17 protein-coding genes are annotated in these 18,794 nt (G+C 51.5%); all 17 read right to left on the reverse strand.

Going from position 1 to position 18,794, the window contains the following annotated elements; genetic code table 11:
- Window positions 1-28: 28 nt before the first annotated feature.
- The 17 genes from UNDKW_RS24790 to UNDKW_RS24870 all read right to left on the reverse strand — a co-directional run bounded on the left by UNDKW_RS24790 (window position 29) and on the right by UNDKW_RS24870 (window position 18,647).
- Window positions 29-802 (reverse strand): site-specific DNA-methyltransferase, encoded by a 774-nt coding sequence (locus UNDKW_RS24790; protein WP_162043497.1) that lies wholly within the window; start codon window positions 800-802, stop codon window positions 29-31.
- A gap of 37 nt (window positions 803-839) precedes the next feature.
- Complete coding sequence (hisD, locus tag UNDKW_RS24795) at window positions 840-2,156, reverse strand: histidinol dehydrogenase (protein WP_162043498.1); 1,317 nt, start codon at window positions 2,154-2,156, stop codon at window positions 840-842.
- A 17-nt stretch (window positions 2,157-2,173) separates the two neighbouring features.
- A complete protein-coding gene (hisG, locus tag UNDKW_RS24800; protein WP_162060930.1) occupies window positions 2,174-2,851 on the reverse strand; it encodes an ATP phosphoribosyltransferase in 678 nt (225 codons plus the stop codon).
- A complete protein-coding gene (gene murA / locus UNDKW_RS24805; RefSeq protein ID WP_162060931.1) occupies window positions 2,851-4,101 on the reverse strand; it encodes a UDP-N-acetylglucosamine 1-carboxyvinyltransferase in 1,251 nt (416 codons plus the stop codon). Before murA ends, hisG begins: the two co-directional genes overlap by 1 nt.
- Window positions 4,101-4,337 (reverse strand): BolA family protein, encoded by a 237-nt coding sequence (locus tag UNDKW_RS24810; RefSeq protein ID WP_162043501.1) that lies wholly within the window; start codon window positions 4,335-4,337, stop codon window positions 4,101-4,103. The genes murA and UNDKW_RS24810 overlap by 1 nt, the downstream gene beginning before the upstream one ends.
- A gap of 73 nt (window positions 4,338-4,410) precedes the next feature.
- Complete coding sequence (locus tag UNDKW_RS24815; RefSeq protein WP_370529150.1) at window positions 4,411-5,166, reverse strand: ABC transporter permease; 756 nt, start codon at window positions 5,164-5,166, stop codon at window positions 4,411-4,413.
- A 5-nt stretch (window positions 5,167-5,171) separates the two neighbouring features.
- Window positions 5,172-6,092 carry an ABC transporter ATP-binding protein gene (locus tag UNDKW_RS24820; RefSeq protein ID WP_162062099.1) on the reverse strand — a complete coding sequence of 307 codons (921 nt, stop codon included), beginning with the start codon at window positions 6,090-6,092 and terminating at the stop codon, window positions 5,172-5,174.
- Window positions 6,093-6,263: 171 nt separating this feature from the next.
- On the reverse strand, window positions 6,264-6,539 hold the full coding sequence (locus UNDKW_RS24825) for a lipid asymmetry maintenance protein MlaB (protein WP_162060932.1): 276 nt from the start codon (window positions 6,537-6,539) through the stop codon (window positions 6,264-6,266).
- A gap of 27 nt (window positions 6,540-6,566) precedes the next feature.
- A complete protein-coding gene (locus tag UNDKW_RS24830) occupies window positions 6,567-7,220 on the reverse strand; it encodes a phospholipid-binding protein MlaC (RefSeq protein WP_162043504.1) in 654 nt (217 codons plus the stop codon).
- 135 nt (window positions 7,221-7,355) lie between these two features.
- Window positions 7,356-8,132 carry a VacJ family lipoprotein gene (locus UNDKW_RS24835; protein ID WP_370529054.1) on the reverse strand — a complete coding sequence of 259 codons (777 nt, stop codon included), beginning with the start codon at window positions 8,130-8,132 and terminating at the stop codon, window positions 7,356-7,358.
- On the reverse strand, window positions 8,129-8,605 hold the full coding sequence (gene mlaD, locus UNDKW_RS24840) for an outer membrane lipid asymmetry maintenance protein MlaD (protein WP_162043505.1): 477 nt from the start codon (window positions 8,603-8,605) through the stop codon (window positions 8,129-8,131). The genes UNDKW_RS24835 and mlaD overlap by 4 nt, the downstream gene beginning before the upstream one ends.
- Before the next feature lie 126 nt (window positions 8,606-8,731).
- Entirely contained in the window at window positions 8,732-9,499 is a 768-nt protein-coding gene (gene mlaE, locus UNDKW_RS24845) for a lipid asymmetry maintenance ABC transporter permease subunit MlaE (protein ID WP_162060933.1), read from the reverse strand.
- The gene (locus tag UNDKW_RS24850; RefSeq protein WP_162043507.1) at window positions 9,496-10,299 is read right to left on the reverse strand and encodes an ABC transporter ATP-binding protein; all 804 of its coding nucleotides are present in this window, start codon (window positions 10,297-10,299) and stop codon (window positions 9,496-9,498) included. Before UNDKW_RS24850 ends, mlaE begins: the two co-directional genes overlap by 4 nt.
- 342 nt (window positions 10,300-10,641) lie before the next feature.
- The gene (locus UNDKW_RS24855; RefSeq protein ID WP_162060934.1) at window positions 10,642-12,105 is read right to left on the reverse strand and encodes a glutamate synthase subunit beta; all 1,464 of its coding nucleotides are present in this window, start codon (window positions 12,103-12,105) and stop codon (window positions 10,642-10,644) included.
- A gap of 115 nt (window positions 12,106-12,220) precedes the next feature.
- Window positions 12,221-16,909: a glutamate synthase-related protein gene (locus UNDKW_RS24860; protein WP_162060935.1), complete on the reverse strand. Its 4,689-nt coding sequence runs from the start codon at window positions 16,907-16,909 to the stop codon at window positions 12,221-12,223.
- Between the two features lie 445 nt (window positions 16,910-17,354).
- A complete protein-coding gene (locus UNDKW_RS24865) occupies window positions 17,355-18,053 on the reverse strand; it encodes a transposase (RefSeq protein ID WP_162060936.1) in 699 nt (232 codons plus the stop codon).
- Window positions 18,054-18,305: 252 nt separating this feature from the next.
- On the reverse strand, window positions 18,306-18,647 hold the full coding sequence (locus UNDKW_RS24870) for a hypothetical protein (RefSeq protein WP_162043511.1): 342 nt from the start codon (window positions 18,645-18,647) through the stop codon (window positions 18,306-18,308).
- Window positions 18,648-18,794: the final 147 nt, after the last annotated feature.

Raw genomic sequence — 18,794 nt, forward strand, 5'->3', positions numbered from 1 at the left:
AATCGCTCAGACAATGGCTAGACACAAATCAGGCAGGAAGTACTTCCGTGTCTATGGAGGCCAGGCGATTTTCTATCATTGCGCAATAGTCGGGATTTAATTCAAATCCGACAAAATCACGCCCGCAACGTTTGGCAGCTACGGCAGTGGTGCCGCTGCCCATGAAGGGATCGAGTACCACGCCGCCGGGTGGGCAGGAAGCCTTGATCATGCGCTCGATGATTTCGAGCGGTTTTTGGGTAGGATGTTCTTCGCGTTCGGCATGTTCTCTATGCAGGCGCGAGACACTCCAGACATCCTTGGGATTGAATCCCAGTTCCAGCCACTTCGCACCCTCAAAAATCTTGCGGCTGCGGGCTTTCTTGGTGGCTGCATCATACGGGATGCGTATTGCATCCAGGTCAAAATAATAATCTTTGGCTTTGACGAAAAAGCCTATGGTGTCATGCACCGATGAATACTTCCGTACGGTACCACCCATAGAGGGCACGCGCCTGTCCCAGATGATTTCATTCATCATGCTCATGCGTTGCTTGAGCATCACAAAGACTTCAGGCGAATAACGCCAGGTCAGGAAGATATACAGACTGCCATTGGCTTTCAGCTTGGGCAGGGCCAGATCTATCCACTGCGCCATCCATTCCAGGTAGGCAGCCGACTCCATCTTGTCGGACTCATTGCCATAATCCTTGCCCAGACCATACGGTGGGTCGGCCAGCAATAAGTCTACGCTGGCATCTGGCAGCCGCGCCAGGCCTTGCAGCGCATCTTCACAAAAAACCTGGTTACGCCATTCGGCCATCATATGCAGGTATTCATAGCAGACAGCAATTTTACTTTCATGACTTGAGCCGCAATTCTGCACTACGCGCGTGGGCTTGCAAGCCTTCGCCATACGCCAGTTCAGCGGCTACTTTACCGAGGGTTTGCGCGCCCTGCTCACTGACAAAAATCATCGATGAACGCTTTTGGAAATCGTAGACACCCAGCGGCGAAGAAAAACGTGCCGTGCGTGAAGTCGGCAAGACATGGTTGGGGCCAGCACAATAATCACCGAGGGATTCAGATGAATAGCGACCGAGGAACATAGCACCGGCATGACGTATCTTGTCTGCCCATTGCTGAGGATTTTCTGCAGAAATTTCCAGATGTTCAGCGGCGATGCTGTTGGCAATTTCGCAGGCTTCATCCATATCGCGCACCTTGATCAGTGCACCGCGATTGGCCAGTGAAGTGCGTATCACTTCATGTCTGGGCATGTCAGGCAACAGCTTGATGATGCTGGCTTGTACGGCTTCTATATAGGCTTCATCCGGGCACAATAAAATCGATTGCGCCAGCTCATCATGTTCAGCCTGCGAGAACAAATCCATCGCGACCCAGTCAGGATCAGTCGTGCCATCGCACAACACCAGAATCTCGGACGGACCGGCAATCATGTCTATGCCAACCACGCCAAACACGCGGCGCTTGGCGGCAGCCACATAGGCATTGCCGGGGCCTACGATTTTATCAACGGGCGGTATCGTTGCCGTACCATAGGCCAGGGCACCGACCGCCTGCGCGCCACCTATCGTAAACACGCGGTCAACACCAGCGATTGCTGCAGCCGCCAATACCAGGGGATTTTTTACGCCGTCTGGTGTAGGTACCACCATGATGATTTCTTTGACGCCCGCCACCTTGGCCGGTATCGCATTCATCAATACCGACGATGGGTAAGCTGCCTTGCCACCGGGTACATAAATACCAACGCGGTCCAGCGGCGTGACTTTTTGCCCTAGTACGGTGCCATCTGCCTCGGTATAGCTAAAGCCAGCCGAACCACATTCGGTCTTTTGCACTTCATGATAGGCGCGTACGCGTGCTGCTGCCGTTTCCAGCGCAGTGCGGCGCTCAATATTCAATGACGCCAGTGCGGCCTGCATTTCTTCCTGCGTCAACTCCAGCGCCGCAACGCTGCTGGCATTGAGGCGGTCAAAACGATTGGTCGCTTCCAGCACGGCGGTGTCACCACTGGTTTTGACGCTGGCCAAAATCTGCGCAGCGGCGCGGTCTATCGCTTCATCTTCACTCGCTTCAAAAGCCAGTAGTGAAGTCAGTTTCCTGGAAAAATCTGCATCGGTCGTATCAAGCCGGGTAATCAGGGATGCCATGCTGTTCTCTTGGTCAATTATGCATTTGCCTTGGAGGCACGATCAAATGCTTCCAATATGGGTTGCAGACGTTCACGTTTCAATTTCAATGCTGCCTGGTTAACCACAAGGCGCGAAGAAATTTCCATGATGTGCTCCACTTCCACCAGATTATTCGCACGCAGGGTGCTACCGGTACTGACCAGATCGACAATCGCATCTGACAAACCAACCAGTGGCGCCAGCTCCATCGAGCCATACAGCTTGATCAGATCGACGTGTACACCTTTGCTGGCAAAATGCTGGCGCGCTGTTTCGGTATACTTGGTGGCAACGCGCAGGCGTGCGCCCTGGCGCACGGCGTTTTCATAATCAAAACCCACGGACACCGCGACTGACATGCGGCATTTGGCAATGTTCAGATCGATAGGCTGGTACAGGCCAGCACCACCATGTTCATGCAAGACATCCTTGCCCGCCACACCAAAATCGGCTGCACCATATTGCACATAAGTGGGTACGTCAGATGCACGGACAATAATGACGCGCACATCAGGGTCATTGGTCGCCAAAATCAGCTTGCGCGATTTTTCTGGATCTTCGGTTACACGTATGCCTGCGGCTTCCAGCAAAGGCAGGGTTTCTTCAAAGATGCGGCCTTTGGACAAGGCCAGTGTCAGTTGCGAGGTGACAGAAGTGCGTGTAGGAGCAGACATTATTTGACTCGCTGTATCTGTGCACCAACTGCGGAGAGTTTGACTTCCATACGGTCATAGCCACGGTCCAGATGGTAGATGCGGTCTATCAGGGTTTCACCCTCGGCCACCATGGCGGCAATCACCAGCGAGGCAGAGGCCCGCAAATCAGTCGCCATGACTGGTGCGCCTATGAGTTTATCGACACCATTGACGATGGCAGTGTGGCCGTCGATTTCTATTTTTGCACCCAGGCGGTTCATTTCCTGTACATGCATGAAACGGTTTTCAAATATCGTTTCCGTGACACGGCTACTACCTTGTGCGATACAGTTCAATGCCATGAATTGCGCCTGCATGTCAGTCGGGAAGCCAGGATATTCAGTAGTGCGGAAACCGACAGCCTTGGGACGGCTGCTCATTTGCGCGCGTATCCAGTCCGGGCCCGTCGTCAGTATCACACCAGCGTCACGCAATTTATCAAGCGCGACATCAAGAATGTCACTGCGTGTGTTTTTCAAGGTAATGTCACCACCAGTAGCAGCTACTGCGCACAGGAAGGTTGCGGTTTCTATACGGTCAGCGATGACGGTATGCGTTGCACCGTGCAGACTTTCTACACCCTGTATCACCAGACGGTCTGTGCCTATGCCCTCTATCTTCGCACCCATGGCGACCAGCAGATTGGCCAGGTCAGTAACTTCGGGCTCACGCGCGGCATTTTCGAGTACGGTTTCACCTTCGGCCAGCGTCGCTGCCATCAACAGGTTTTCTGTACCGGTCACGGTAATCATGTCGGTGACTATGCGTGTGCCTTTGAGTTTCTTGGCCTTGGCATGGATATAACCGGCTTCAATATTGATCTCGGCGCCCATCGCTTGCAAGCCCTTGATGTGCTGATCAACCGGACGCGAACCTATCGCACAACCGCCTGGCAAAGATACTTTCGCTTCACCAAAACGTGCCAGCAAGGGACCGAGCACGAGTATCGATGCACGCATGGTTTTCACCAGGTCATACGGTGCTTCGAGCTTGTCTATGGCTGCACCATTGAGTACGGTCACGCCGTCTTCCTGCGTGACTTGCAGGCCCATTTGACGCAGCAATTTCAGCATGGTGCTGACATCTTGTAGCGAAGGCACATTGTGCAATTCGACATTACCCGAAGTCAGCAAACCTGCGCACAGGATAGGCAGTGCAGCATTTTTTGCGCCAGAAATCGTGATGTCACCATTCAGGCGATTCCCGCCTGTGATCAATAATTTATCCATTATGCAGCGTACTCTTCAGGCGTCAGGGTTTTCATGGAAAGGGCATGTATTTCTTCGCGCATGCGGTCACCGAGAACTGCGTAGACGATCTGGTGACGCTGTATCGGGCGCTTGCCAGCGAAGGCTGCAGAAACGATCACGGCATTAAAGTGCTGGCCGTCGCCTTCGACTTCCAGGTGCGTACATTCCAGACCGGCTGCAATGTAATTTTTAATTTGTTCGGGCGTAGGAAACACGGCTAACTCTCTTGATCAAAATGGTGAAGCAATTGTTGTACTGCGTATTGTTTTTTACTTGATGCTGACTTACTCAGTGCCTTAACTTGTATCCACGTTTCAACATCTGGATGGCAATCGTAGCCAACAATAACGAGAACACGGTCACGATCATCAGGCTATGCAGGGGATCAACATCGGACTTGCCAAAGAAACCAAAGCGAAAGCCATCTATCATGTAGAAAAACGGATTGAAACGCGAAATACTTTGCCAGATGCCAGGCAGTGAATGGATGGAATAAAACACGCCTGACAGGAAAGTCGCAGGCATGATCAAAAAGTTTTGAAAAGCGGCGAGCTGGTCAAATTTCTCTGCCCAGATACCGGCAATCAAACCCATGGTACCCAGCATGGCAGCACCGAGGAAAGCAAAAATCGCTATCCACCAAGGCGCAACGAAATGCAGATCAGCAAACCAGGCCGTGACGATGAAGACACCCGCACCGACGGCAACACCACGCAAAATCGCTGCCAATACATAGGCACTGAAAATTTCCCAGTGTGACAGCGGGGGCAAAAGGATGAAGACCAGGTTACCTGTAATCTTGGATTGGATCAGTGAAGAAGATGAATTCGCAAACGCATTTTGCAAGACACTCATCATGACCAGGCCAGGCACCAGGAAGGCCGTGTATTTGACGCCAGGATAAACCTGTACATGCTCTTCCAGCACATGGCCGAAAATCAGCAAGTACAGAATGGCTGTCATGATGGGTGCAGTGATGGTTTGCGTTGCCACTTTCCAGAAGCGCAAAACTTCTTTGTAGAACAGGGTATTAAAACCGGTCAAGCTACTCATTTGCTGCCCTCCATAATTTGCAGGAAGACATCTTCCAGATCAGCTTGCAATAAATGCATATCTTCGATGACGCAACCGTCTGCGCGGAAGGCGGCCAGCATGCCCTCGACCTGGTTATAGTCTGTCACACGCAGTGCGAACTGGCGCGGGTCTGCCTGGATTTCATGGCTGATGACTTTATCGCGCAAGCTGGCAGGCAAAGTCACTACACCACCGGCTGCCAGCGTAATACGCAATTGTGAACCCGAGATGCGCTTGATCAGGTTGGCAGTGCTATCCAGGGCCACCACCTTGCCCAGCTTCAGCATGGCGATGCGATTACAGAGTGCCTGGGCTTCTTCGAGGTAATGTGTGGTCAAAACCACAGTATGACCTTCACGATTCAGGCGGGCGATAAATTGCCACAAGGTCTGGCGCAATTCCACATCAACACCGGCAGTCGGTTCATCGAGAACGATAACGGGTGGTTTATGCACGAGTGCTTGCGCGACCAGCACCCGGCGTTTCATGCCACCGGACAGGGCGCGCATATTGACGTCGGCCTTATTGGTCAGGTCGAGGTTTTCCATGACCTCGTCTATCCACTTGTCATTATTCTTCAGGCCGAAATAGCCAGACTGCATGCGAAGGGTTTCACGCACGGTGAAGAAAGGGTCGAATACCAGCTCTTGCGGCACCACGCCCAGCTTTTTGCGGGCATTGCGGTAGTCCGTGACCACATCATGACCTTGTACGGTGATATTACCGGCGTCAGCGCGGTTCAGGCCTGCCAGTATGGAAATCAAAGTAGTCTTGCCAGCACCATTTGGCCCCAGCAAACCGAAAAACTCACCCTCTTCTATCGTGAGTGACACGCCGCCCAGCGCCTGTAGCGACTGGTAGCGTTTTTGTATGTTGCTAATTTGTATGGCTGCCATCTGGCGTGTTTGCACAAAGTGCTCATCAGGGAATTAAGAACCGGAAAACCCGGTTTCTGGCCACTTAAGTGGCGAAACCTTTGATTATAGGGGATTTTCGGGATTTGATCTGAAATGGCATGCCGGTATTCCTGGCATGCATGCCTTTCAGGAAATAGATTCAGGATGCGATCAATGTCGCTCTGAAGGATGAAGCTGGAATTGCTCGTTGAGGCCGTACAGGGTGAGCAAGCTCAGCAGGTTGGCAGAGTACCCACTGAATTGCAATTGCATGCCACGCTCTATAGCCTGGCGTTGCCAGGCTATCATGACAGCGACTGCGCTGGAATCGATTTTAGTCATTGCCGACAAATCGAATTCCGACTGACCTGCAGCTATGGCAGACAAGCCAGCAGCAGCAACTGCACTGGCATTATCATGGCTAAGCTCACCTGTTACTGTATACACAATACGTTCCCGGACTTATTTTACATTTTATTTTGCTGCACTCTTTGCTGCACTGGAGGCAGCCAGTTTTTTATTCTTTTCAGCCAAAGTCTGGATCAAGCCATCAATGCCGGATTTGCTGATTTCAGCAGAGAAGCTGCCTTTATAGGTTTCCACCAACCAGGCACCGAGTACATTGATATCAAAAATCTTCCAACCAGCTGGCAATTTTTCGAGGCGATAGTTCAAGACGATTGGTTCACCACGTGACTGTATCACCTGGGAACGTACCTCAACTTCTGTATCCGTTGGATCAGCACGCATAGGCTTGAATTCAACACGCTGGTCCTTGATCTGTGAAATCGCACCAGAATAGGTGAATACCAGCAAAGTGCGGAATTCATTCGTTAATTGTTTTTGCTGAGCTGGTGTCGCTTCTTTCCAGCTTTTACCAGCAGCCAGGGATGTCATGCGTGGGAAGTCTATATATGGCAGGATTTTGTTTTCCACCATGTCATATACTTTCTTTTGATTCCCTGCCTGGATATCCTTGTCACTTTTTGCCAGATCCAGTATTTCCTGGCTCAGGCGTTTGATCAGCACGTCCGGTGCTTCCTGCGCCTGTGCCGCACCACTGGCCAGACCTGTAATAAGCAGGCTGGCGAATATCAAGTTAAAAAATTTCGTCAGAGTTCGTTTCATTTTATTGTTCCTGTTCCTGATTTTGCGGTAAATACCGCACATGAGCAGTTAACTTGTCAGCAGCCTCAGCGGTTGACCAAGCTCACCACACCTTCACCAATTCTTACATTTGCAGACTATGATTTTTAGATAAAATCAATCGCCATCATCTGGATTAACCTGCCCCGCGCGACGCTGCAAATAGGCATCACGGAAAAAGACATATTTATCAAGTGCCGCTTCTTCCAGCAGGCTACCGGCATCCAGTACCGATGCACGCTTATCGACCAGACGCACTACCGAACCTATGTTCTTGATATACATGGGCCGTTTGTAATACCACAGGTCACCGCGCATATCGACAGGAGTCGCCAGCGCATCCCTCACCGTTGATGGCCCCAATACCGGCAAGACCAGATAAGGGCCGGACTTCACACCCCAGCGCCCCAGGGTTTGCCCAAAATCTTCATTATGCTTGGGCATGCCAGCCGCTGAACCTATGTCGATCAGACCACCGATACCTATGGTGGTGTTCACGGCAAAACGCATGACGTCGGTGACACCATCATTGACACGTCCTTGCAGCAAATTGTTCACTGCATTCCAGACATCGCCAATATTGCTGAAAAAATTGCCTATACCAGTCTGTACAAAACTTGGCGTAGCAGCACGGTAAGCCTGTGCCACTGGTTTCACGACTGCCGTATCGACGGTGTCGTTAAAGCTGAACATGGCACGGTTGAAACCCTCCAGCGGATCGCGCGGGTTCTTACCTATATTGGTCTTGGTACTCAATACATCAAGAGTCTGGTCAGCCTTGTCCTTGATTTTTTCTACAGTGACTGTACTGCAGCCGGTCAGCAAAACACTGACCAATAAAAGGAACATGGTCAGCAACCTGCCGGTAGCAGGAAATTTATCTGTTCGTGTCATTTTTTCTCTTCCGTATTACCGTCTGCTGCTTTGCTGAACAGGAACTGACTGATCAGGCTTTCGAGCACGATGGCATCCTGGGTAAATTTAATTCTGTCACCTGCGGCCAGCAGTTTGTCATCGCTGCCTGCAGTCAAACCTATATATTGTTCACCAAGCAAACCTGCGGTCAGTATCTTGATGGATGAATTTTGTGGAAATTTGTAACGTTTTTCTAACTCCATGACGACAGTCGCCTGGTAGGTTTTATCGTCAAACTTGATTTCGCTGATGCGTCCTACCACTACACCTGCACTTTTGACTGCAGCTCTGGGTTTGAGGCCGCCTATATTGTCGAAGCGTGCAGTAACAGTATAGGTCTGCTCAAAGGACAAAGAACTTAAATTGCCCGCCTTGAGTGCCAGAAACAACAGAGCAGCGGCACCCAGCAAGACAAACAGCCCTACCCAGAAGTCGAGAGATTTTTTTTGCATTTTTCTTTTCCACCTATTTCTTGCGATTTCTTACGTTTTTGCCAAGCTCACAGCCACTTTGCGGGCATGGCAATTAATTCATTTTCCCCTACCCGCACAGTGTGAAATAGGCGGGTCAGGACGGGATTACTGGAACATCCAGGCCGTCAACAGGAAGTCCAGCCACAGCACCAGCAAAGAGGATATGACCACGGTCCTGGTGGTGGCGCGCGCTACCCCTTCGGGTGTAGGCTGCGCTTCATAACCCTGGAACAATGCAACAAAGCTTACTGCAAAACCAAAGACGATGCTTTTGACAACACCATTGCCTATGTCCTGGAATACTTCTACCCCTGCCTGCATCTGCGACCAGAAAGCGCCATTATCAACACCGATCAGTTTCACACCAACAACATAACCACCAATAATGCCCATGGCATTAAAAATAGAGGTAAGTATGGGCATGGCGATGATGCCAGCCAGGAAACGCGGTGCCAGTACCCTTTGTATAGGATTGACTGCCATCATTTCCATCGCAGCCAGTTGTTCACCGGCCTTCATCAAACCTATCTCTGCGGTCAGCGAAGTACCGGCGCGGCCCGCAAATAGCAAGGCCGTGACGACCGGGCCCAGTTCCCGTACCAGCGAGAGCGCAACCAGCAGGCCCAGCGCCTCCTCAGAGCCATAACGGTTCAGGGTGTAATAACCCTGGTAGGCCAGCACAAAGCCGACAAACAATCCCGACACCGCAATAATCACCATGGAGTAATTGCCGATGAAATGGATCTGGTCCGTTATCAGTCGTGGCCTGCGCCACAAACCGCCGCAATTCATCAATATCGAAAAAAAGCTGCGGGCCGCATAACCCAGGTCAGCCATGGTCGATCTGACAAAACCACCAATTTTTTCTATCATGTGCGCTTCTCCAAACCCAGGTCCGCCTGCAGGGATGCGCCGGGATAATGGAAAGGCACGGGTCCATCTGCCTCTGCATGCACAAACTGTTTTACATACGGGTCTTGTGACACCCGCATTTCTTCTGGTGTACCTTGCGCGACTATCTTGCCCTTGGACAGGAAATACACATAGTCAGCAATCGCAAAGGTTTCGTGCACATCGTGCGACACCAGGATGGAAGTAGACCCCAAAGCGTCGTTCAAGTTCCGTATCAGATTGGCAGCAACACCCATGGAAATAGGATCAAGCCCGGCAAAGGGCTCGTCATACATGATCAATTCAGGGTCCAGCGCTACTGCACGGGCCAGCGCCACGCGCCTGGCCATGCCACCAGAGATTTCAGCAGGCATCAAACTGGCGGCATTACGCAAACCCACGGCCTGTAGTTTCAGCAAGACCAGGTCACGTATCATGGTTTCACTGAGACTGGTATGTTCGCGCATGGGGAAAGCGACGTTATCAAAGACATTCAGGTCCGTGAACAAGGCACCATGCTGGAACAGCATGCCCATTTTGCGGCGGATTGCATACAAGCCCTGGGTATCGAGCTCGCTGATTTCCTGACCATTGACCTTGATACTGCCGCGCTGCGCGCGGATTTGCCCGCCTATCAGACGCAAGATCGTAGTCTTGCCCGAACCTGAACCACCCATGACGGCAATCAGTTTACCGCGTGGGAAATCCATACGGAGTTCAGACAGGATAGTCCGGTCTCCATACCCAAACTGGATATCGCGAATTTCTACAAGATTTGGCACAACAATGGGAAGGTAGTTTTATAAAAACTAGATTGTAATGCAGAAAGGCAAAGAGGGTTGTACAGACAACTATATCAAAAAAACAACTAATTGATGAATATTCGGAATAATGCTCTTATTTAAGCTAAAACACGAGAAATATGCATTTTTCCAAATTTAATTCAAATCAGGGGGATGAAAATAATTTTTATTAATGAACGGAAAGTCAGTTATTTACAAAATTCCTGCCAAATTTGACTTGCGGCTGCTGACTTACAACTGATTTCAGTGATGAAGGCAAATCAAGGCAGCATGCCCGTCACCACTGAAAATATGAGTGACGGACATGGATTTCAACCAGGATTAGCGAGGCAAAACAGAATCACCCATCAAGAAGGCATCCACTTCGCGCGCGCATTGACGTCCTTCACGTATCGCCCATACCACCAGCGACTGACCACGGCGCATGTCACCTGCGGCATACACCTTGTCTACATTGGTCCTGTAACAGCCAGCACCATCAGTCGTTGCCCTGGCATTGCCACGCGCATCCTTATCGACACCAAAAGCATCGAGCACCTGTTGTACCGGCGAGACAAAGCCCATGGCCAGCAAGACCAGATCGGCTTTCATCTCAAATTCAGAGTCTGGCACTTCCTGCATCTTGCCATCTTTCCATTCGACGCGGCAGGCGATCAGTTTTTCGACCTTGCCTGCCTTGCCTTCCAGGCGCTTGGTCGCTACTGCCCAGTCGCGGTCGCAACCTTCTTCATGGGAAGAAGAGGTGCGTAACTTGGTTGGCCAGTAAGGCCAGACCAGGGGTTTGTTTTCTTGCTCTGGCGGTTGTGGCATCAGTTCAAACTGGGCAACTGATTTGGCACCGTGACGGTTGGATGTGCCTACGCAGTCAGAACCGGTATCACCACCACCGATGACGACCACATGCTTGCCGCTGGCCATGATCTGGTCCTTGACCTTGTCACCGGCATTGACCTTGTTTTGCAAGGGCAAAAAGTCCATGGCGAAATGCACACCTTTGAGTTCGCGGCCAGGCACGGGCAAGTCGCGTGGCGTTTCTGCACCACCGGCGATGATGACGGCATCAAAGTCTTTTTGCAGTTGTTCAGGCGAGATGGTTTCCTTGGCCCAGTTGGTCACTGTTGCCGGGAAGTCCTTGCCAACGAATACGCTGGTGCGGAAAGTCACCCCCTCTGCCACCATCTGATCGACACGGCGGTCGATATGGGATTTTTCCATCTTGAAGTCAGGAATCCCATAGCGCAGCAAGCCACCGACACGGTCATTCTTTTCAAATACTGTCACATCATGGCCAACACGCGCCAGTTGCTGGGCGGCAGCCAGGCCCGCAGGACCAGAGCCAACCACGGCAATTTTCTTGCCAGTCTTGATGGATGGCACTTGCGGTACGACCCAGCCATTTTCCCAGCCTTTGTCGATGATGAAATGTTCTATCGACTTGATACCAACCGCATCGCTATTGATACCAAGAGTACAGGCAGATTCACAAGGTGCTGGACAAATGCGACCTGTGAACTCCGGGAAATTATTCGTCGAATGCAGGGTATCGAGGGCCAGTTTGTAATTACCGTTGAACACCAGGTCATTCCAGTCAGGGATGATGTTGTTGACGGGGCAGCCGTTATTACAGAAAGGAATGCCGCAATCCATGCAGCGTGCGGCCTGGACCTTGGCCTGGCCATCATCAAGATGCACCAAAAATTCCTTGTAATGCTTTTTGCGTGACTGTGGCGCTTCGCTTGCTTCCTGCAAACGCTGGTATTCCATGAAGCCGGTAACTTTACCCATTTTCTAACCTCAATTTTGTTGCGGGCATCTGCCCTGTCCGAATCTAAAATAAGCTGAATAGTCTGGAGAACACAGGAAGGCGCGACCGCAGCAAAGCTGCGGCACGCTCACTCGACTATGCCGTGACTTTTTCCTTTTTCACTGCGAGCTGTTTGGCTGCATACATTTCACCCAGGGCGCGCTTGTATTCGGTAGGGAATACCTTGACGAACTTGGCACGGCTGCGGGCCCAGTCGTCCAGCAAATTGCGGGCGCGGGTACTGCCTGTGTGTTTGAAATGACGCTCTATCAGATTGCGCAGGATGGCTTCATCCGTCTCGCCATCACCACCACGCGTGCGGCTATGCCAGATGGATTTATCCAGGGTCGCGATCTGTACATCACCAGCCAATACCGGCTCCAGTGTCACCATGGACATATTGCACTTGGCTTCGAATTCAGCTTCCGGGTCATACACATAGGCGATACCACCCGACATACCGGCAGCAAAGTTACGGCCTGTGTTACCCAGCACGATGACGGTGCCGCCTGTCATGTATTCGCAACCATGATCGCCCGTACCTTCGATGACAGCCAGCGCACCGGAATTACGCACGGCGAAACGTTCGCCAGCCACACCATTGATGAAGGCTTCACCAGAAATGGCACCGTACAGAACTGTGTTGCCGCAGATGATGTTATCGACAGCCCAGCCACGGAATTCTGTATTCGGGCGGATGATGATACGGCCACCGGACAAACCTTTGCCGACATAATCATTACCTTCGCCCACCAGATCGAGGGTCACGCCATGCGCCAGGAAGGCACCGGCAGACTGGCCAGCCGTACCTTGCAACTGTATGTGAATAGTGTCATCCGGCAAACCAGCGTGACCATATTTCTTCGCCACTTCGCCAGACAACATCGTGCCCACAGTGCGGTTCAGGTTTTTGATCGGTGAAATGAAGGATACTTTTTCACCATTCTCCAGAGCGATTTTTGCCTGGGCAATCAGTTTATTGTCGAGCGCTTTTTCCAGACCATGGTCTTGTACATCGACATGGCGTATCGCTGCACCTTCAGCCAGTTCTGGCTGATAGAAGATGCGACTGAAGTCCAGGCCCTTGGCTTTCCAGTGGGCGACTGCCTTGGATTTATCCAGCAGATCAACACGGCCTATCAAATCGTCATAAGTGCGTATGCCCAGTTGCGCCATGATCTGACGCAACTCTTCTGCAACGAAGAAGAAGTAATTGACGACATATTCAGGCTTGCCAGAGAACTTGGCACGCAGGACCGGGTCTTGTGTAGCCACACCTACCGGGCAGGTATTCAGATGGCATTTGCGCATCATGATGCATCCTTCGACCACCAGCGGTGCTGTAGCAAAACCGATTTCATCGGCACCCAGCATGGCCGCAATCGCGACGTCACGGCCAGTTTTCATCTGGCCATCGGCCTGTACACGCACACGGCCACGCAAGCCATTCAAGACCAGGGTTTGCTGGGTTTCAGACAAACCCAGTTCCCACGGTGTACCGGCATGCTTGATGGAGGACAAAGGTGAAGCACCCGTACCACCATCATGACCGGCGATAACAACGTGGTCAGCCTTGGCTTTGGAGACACCGGCAGCAACCGTACCGACACCCACTTCAGACACCAGCTTGACCGAGATCGAGGCTTTGGGATTGGCGTTTTTCAAGTCATGGATCAACTGCGCCAGATCTTCAATCGAATAAATATCGTGATGCGGTGGCGGAGAAATCAAGCCCACACCAGGCACAGAGAATCGCAGTTTGGCGATGTATTCCGACACCTTATGGCCAGGCAACTGACCGCCCTCACCTGGCTTGGCACCTTGCGCCATCTTGATCTGTATCTGGTCGGCAGAACTCAGGTATTCCGTCGTGACACCAAAGCGGCCAGACGCGACCTGCTTGATTTTCGAGCGCAGCGAGTCACCATCCTGCAAGGGAATATCGACTTCTATCTGGTCCTTGCCGACGACAGACGCCAGCGTCGCGCCCTGCTTGATAGGGATACCTTTGAGCTCTTGCTGATAGCGTGCGGGATCTTCACCGCCCTCACCAGTATTTGATTTACCGCCTATGCGGTTCATCGCAATCGCCAGTGTCGCATGGGCTTCTGTGCTGATGGAACCCAGGGACATCGCACCAGTCGCAAAACGTTTGACGATTTCCTTGGCTGGTTCTACCTGATCCAAAGGTATTGCCTTGGCAGGATCGATCTTGAATTCAAACAAGCCGCGCAAGGTCATGTGGCGCTTGCTTTGATCATTGATGATCTGTGCGTATTCTTTATACGAATTATAGTTGTTGGCACGGGTGGAATGCTGCAACTTGGCGATTGCATCCGGTGTCCACATGTGGTCTTCACCACGCACACGGAAGGCATATTCGCCACCGGCATCCAGGGCGTTTTCCAGTACCGGGTCGGCACCAAAAGCAGCTTTATGCAAACGCAGGGCTTCCTCAGCAACTTCAAATACGCCTATGCCTTCTACATTCGATGCCGTGCCCTTGAAGTATTTATCAACCAGGGATTTGTTGAGACCGACAGCTTCAAAAATCTGCGCGCCGCAATAAGACATATAGGTAGAGATACCCATCTTGGACATGACTTTCATCAAGCCCTTGCCGACTGCCTTGGTGTAGTTATAGACCGCTTTTTCTGCCGACAATTCACCCGACAAATCCTTGGCCATGTCGGCCAGTGTCTGCATCGCCAGATAAGGATGAACTGCTTCAGCGCCATAACCTGCCAGCAAGGCAAAGTGATGGGTTTCGCGGGCAGAGCCAGTCTCGACTACCAGACCAGTGGTGGTGCGCAAACCCTTGCTGACCAGGTGCTGATGCACAGTCGACGTTGCCAGCAAAGCCGGGATGGCGACATAGTTGGCATCCATCTTGCGGTCAGTGATGATCATGATGTTGTGGCCAGACTTGACCGCATCAACGACTTCAGCACAAATGGAGGCCAGGCGCGCTTCGATACCATCCTTGCCCCAGGCAATGGGGTAGCAGATATCCAGCTCGTAGGACTTGAACTTGCCACCGGTATTGGCGCTGATATTGCGCAGCTTGGCGATGTCAGCAAAATCCAGTATCGGTTGCGCGACTTCCAGACGCATCGGTGGGTTGATGTTATTGGTGTCCAGCAAATTCGGTTTTGGACCGATGAAGGATACCAGCGACATCACCATCGCTTCGCGGATAGGGTCGATAGGTGGATTAGTCACCTGCGCAAACAATTGCTTGAAGTAGTTATACAGAGGCTTGAGCTTGTTCGACATGACTGCCAGCGAAGAATCATTGCCCATGGAGCCGATTGCTTCTTCGCCTGCCAGCGCCATTGGTGCCATCAGGAACTTCAAGTCTTCCTGGGTATAACCAAAGGCTTGCTGACGGTCCAGCAAAGTGGCGGAGTATTCTATCTTGTCTTCTGCGGCCTTCAACTCATTGAGCTTTATACGGACGGATTTAATCCATTGCTTGTAAGGCTTGGCATTGGCGTAGGTATCCTTGATTTCCTTGTCATCGATGATGCGGCCGGCTTCCAGGTCGATGAGGAACATCTTGCCTGGTTGCAGACGCCATTTCTTGATGATCTTGGATTCTGGAATAGGCAAGACGCCGGATTCAGATGCCATAACGACCAGGTCATCATCGGTAACGATATAACGTGCCGGACGCAGGCCATTACGGTCCAGTGTGCCGCCGATCTGGCGGCCATCGGTAAAGGCCATGGCGGCTGGGCCGTCCCATGGTTCCATCATCGCTGCATGGTATTCATAGAAGGCGCGGCGGTTTTCATCCATCATGGTGTGGTTTTCCCAGGCTTCCGGGATCATCATCATCATGGCTTGCGCGATGGGGTATCCAGCCATGACCAGCAATTCCAGCGCATTGTCGAAACTTGCGGTATCGGACTGGCCTTCAAATATCAGCGGATACAGTTTTTGCAGATCGTCGCCGAGTACCGCAGATTTCATGACACCTTCACGCGCGCGCATCCAGTTGAAATTGCCTTTGACGGTATTGATTTCACCGTTATGCGCAATCATGCGGTAAGGGTGAGCCAGCGGCCATTCGGGGAAGGTATTTGTCGAGAAGCGCTGATGCACCAGGGCCAGCGCGGAAACGCAACGCTCATCCTGCAAGTCTTTATAGTAGATACCTACCTGATCAGCCAGCAGCAAGCCTTTATAGACGATGGTACGGGCAGACATGGATGGCACAAAGTACTCTTTGCCATGCAAAAGATGCAGGGCTTCAATCGCATGCACAGCCGATTTGCGGATGACATACAGTTTGCGTTCCAGTGCATCTGTCACCATGATGTCAGGGCCGCGGCCGATGAAAATCTGGCGTATGACCGGTTCTTTTTCACGCACGGTAGGCGACATAGGCATGTCGCGATCCACCGGCACATCGCGCCAGCCCAGTACTACCTGGCCTTCTGCGCGCACGGCTCGTTCTATCTCTTGTTCGCAAGCCAGGCGGGATGCATGTTCCTTAGGCAGGAAGATCATGCCTACGCCATATTCACCCGGTGGAGGCAGGTTGATGCCCTGCTTGGCCATCTCTTCACGGTAATACTGGTCAGGAATCTGGATCAGAATACCGGCACCGTCACCCATCAGGGCATCGGCACCAACCGCGCCCCTGTGGTCAAGATTTTTCAAAATCAACAAACCCTGATCGACGATGGCATGCGTCTTCTTGCCTTTGATATGGGCAACAAAACCTACGCCACAGGCGTCATGTTCATTGGATGGGTCGTATAAACCTTGAGCGTGCATAGTGGATCTCCGGAGGACAATTTCAATATCAGGACTTACGTGAAACAGCTGTCGGCATGAATAGCTGGCTTGCTTATCTTGGCTATTCAGCAATTTTGCTGGCTGCGGATGGCAGCTTGATGACGTTAGCTTGAAGGGTGATCAAACTGTGGGCCATGCTTCCGGGTAAGGGCACGGCGCTACGCTGGACAAATGTGCCAAGTATTTTTTAATACCGGCACGACAGTTTGGCGTAAATCCTGTCAGGACAAGACAGAGAATAGTGCAGTGCAAAATATTACGCAACTGGTTTAATTGGGGTCGGTGTCAATTTAAAATAATCATATTCTCATGAATATTTAAATAGGGACATAGTAAATGCAGTGATGTTTGTTGAGTTTCCAGCGCTCATTAAGGATTTTTGGCATGGAAACATGCCTGCAGGCCCGCTCTGTAAAAGAAAAAATCATACGCTTTCCTGCGCCTTGCGGGGGCGGCCACGTTTGACGGGCTCTACCCGTCTCTCGGTCAGCTTACTCATTTCTATTTTGAATCTGGCCGAACCCAGCATCCAGGCCTTGGTGGTGGCCTGGCTAATTTCGCTGATTTGTGTATTTGACAAGCCCAGCTCCAGACTTTGCTTGTAGGCAGCCTCGCGCTGGAAAGGCGTATTGCCCAATGCCCAGTAGCAGCTATGATCAGTGATCAGGGGGTCAATATGCAAACCTACATGATGTCTGTAACTGGACCAGGTGTAATCGAGCAAATCCTGCACCAGACCAGCGCGCAGAGGATTGCTTTCCATATAAATACTGCAAGGGATGAAGTAATTGGCAGATTCAATGACAGTCGCACGGTAACGTCCCTGCCACAGGGTGCCGGTGCGCTGATATTTGCGGTTGAAATAAGGGACATAGTGACGGCCCAGCCACTGCATCATCTTGCCCAGACCTGGCTCATCACCGGGTGTCAGCAGCAGATGCAGGTGATCTGGCATCAATACATAGGCATGGATGGCAACATCAAACAGCTTGGCAGCTTGCTTGAGCCAGTCCAGAAAGCTGTTGTAATCCTCGGCATCCTGGAAAATCACGGCACCGGCATTGCCGCGCTGGATAACATGATGTTGCTGATGCGGAATAACAAGTCGGGCTAGTCTGGCCATGGGTGTGCGGGTAATCCAAAAGAGTCTGGATTGTGCTTGGCATCAGTCTGTCTTGTCAAAACTTATCTGCCAGCACATGCACGACAGTACCGCAACACCCTGGCGACAGCGAACTGATGCATGCATAAGCTTGCCATGAGAGCAACCACCATGCCCACCTTGCGAGAGCATGGATCATCAAAGGACTTTCAAGGATGCTTGTGCCGCCGCCAGCAATCCGGCCTGACCGAAACGCTGGCAATCATACGGCGCTCAGGCTGCGATGAGTTCTTGAGCCGGGCTTTTCAAGCGGAAAGCTTTGAGTGCACGGGATGCATCCGGCACTGCGACGATTTCTGGAGTACCAGTCATCAATTCAGAAATACGGCTTTTCAGGGCTTTTGCCTGTGTCGCCAGATTGAAATGTGCAGGACGCTGAGTCTGCACTATGCTCCAGCGCGCTACAGGCGCATGGCCACTACCATCCAGCAAAGATTTTTCACGCAGCCAGTTCTCAAAAGAACGGGTAGTCATGTTGCTTTCTATCCAGATCAAATGATCGGAAGTCATTTTCTTGCTGTTGTCCGAAGGGCGAACCAGTATTTCGTAAATCATTTTCTGACTCCTTAAAGGGAAACTTTGCTTAAAGGAAGGTGTCAGCAAAGATTCTTTAGTCCGAAAACGCACCGGTTCGCGATTCAGTTGACATGATAAGTTACAAAACTCGAAATTTTTTTTATATATTTTATAAAAAAACAATAA

It is taken from the genome of Undibacterium sp. KW1, from assembly GCF_009937955.1.
In the GTDB taxonomy this organism is placed as follows: domain Bacteria; phylum Pseudomonadota; class Gammaproteobacteria; order Burkholderiales; family Burkholderiaceae_D; genus Undibacterium.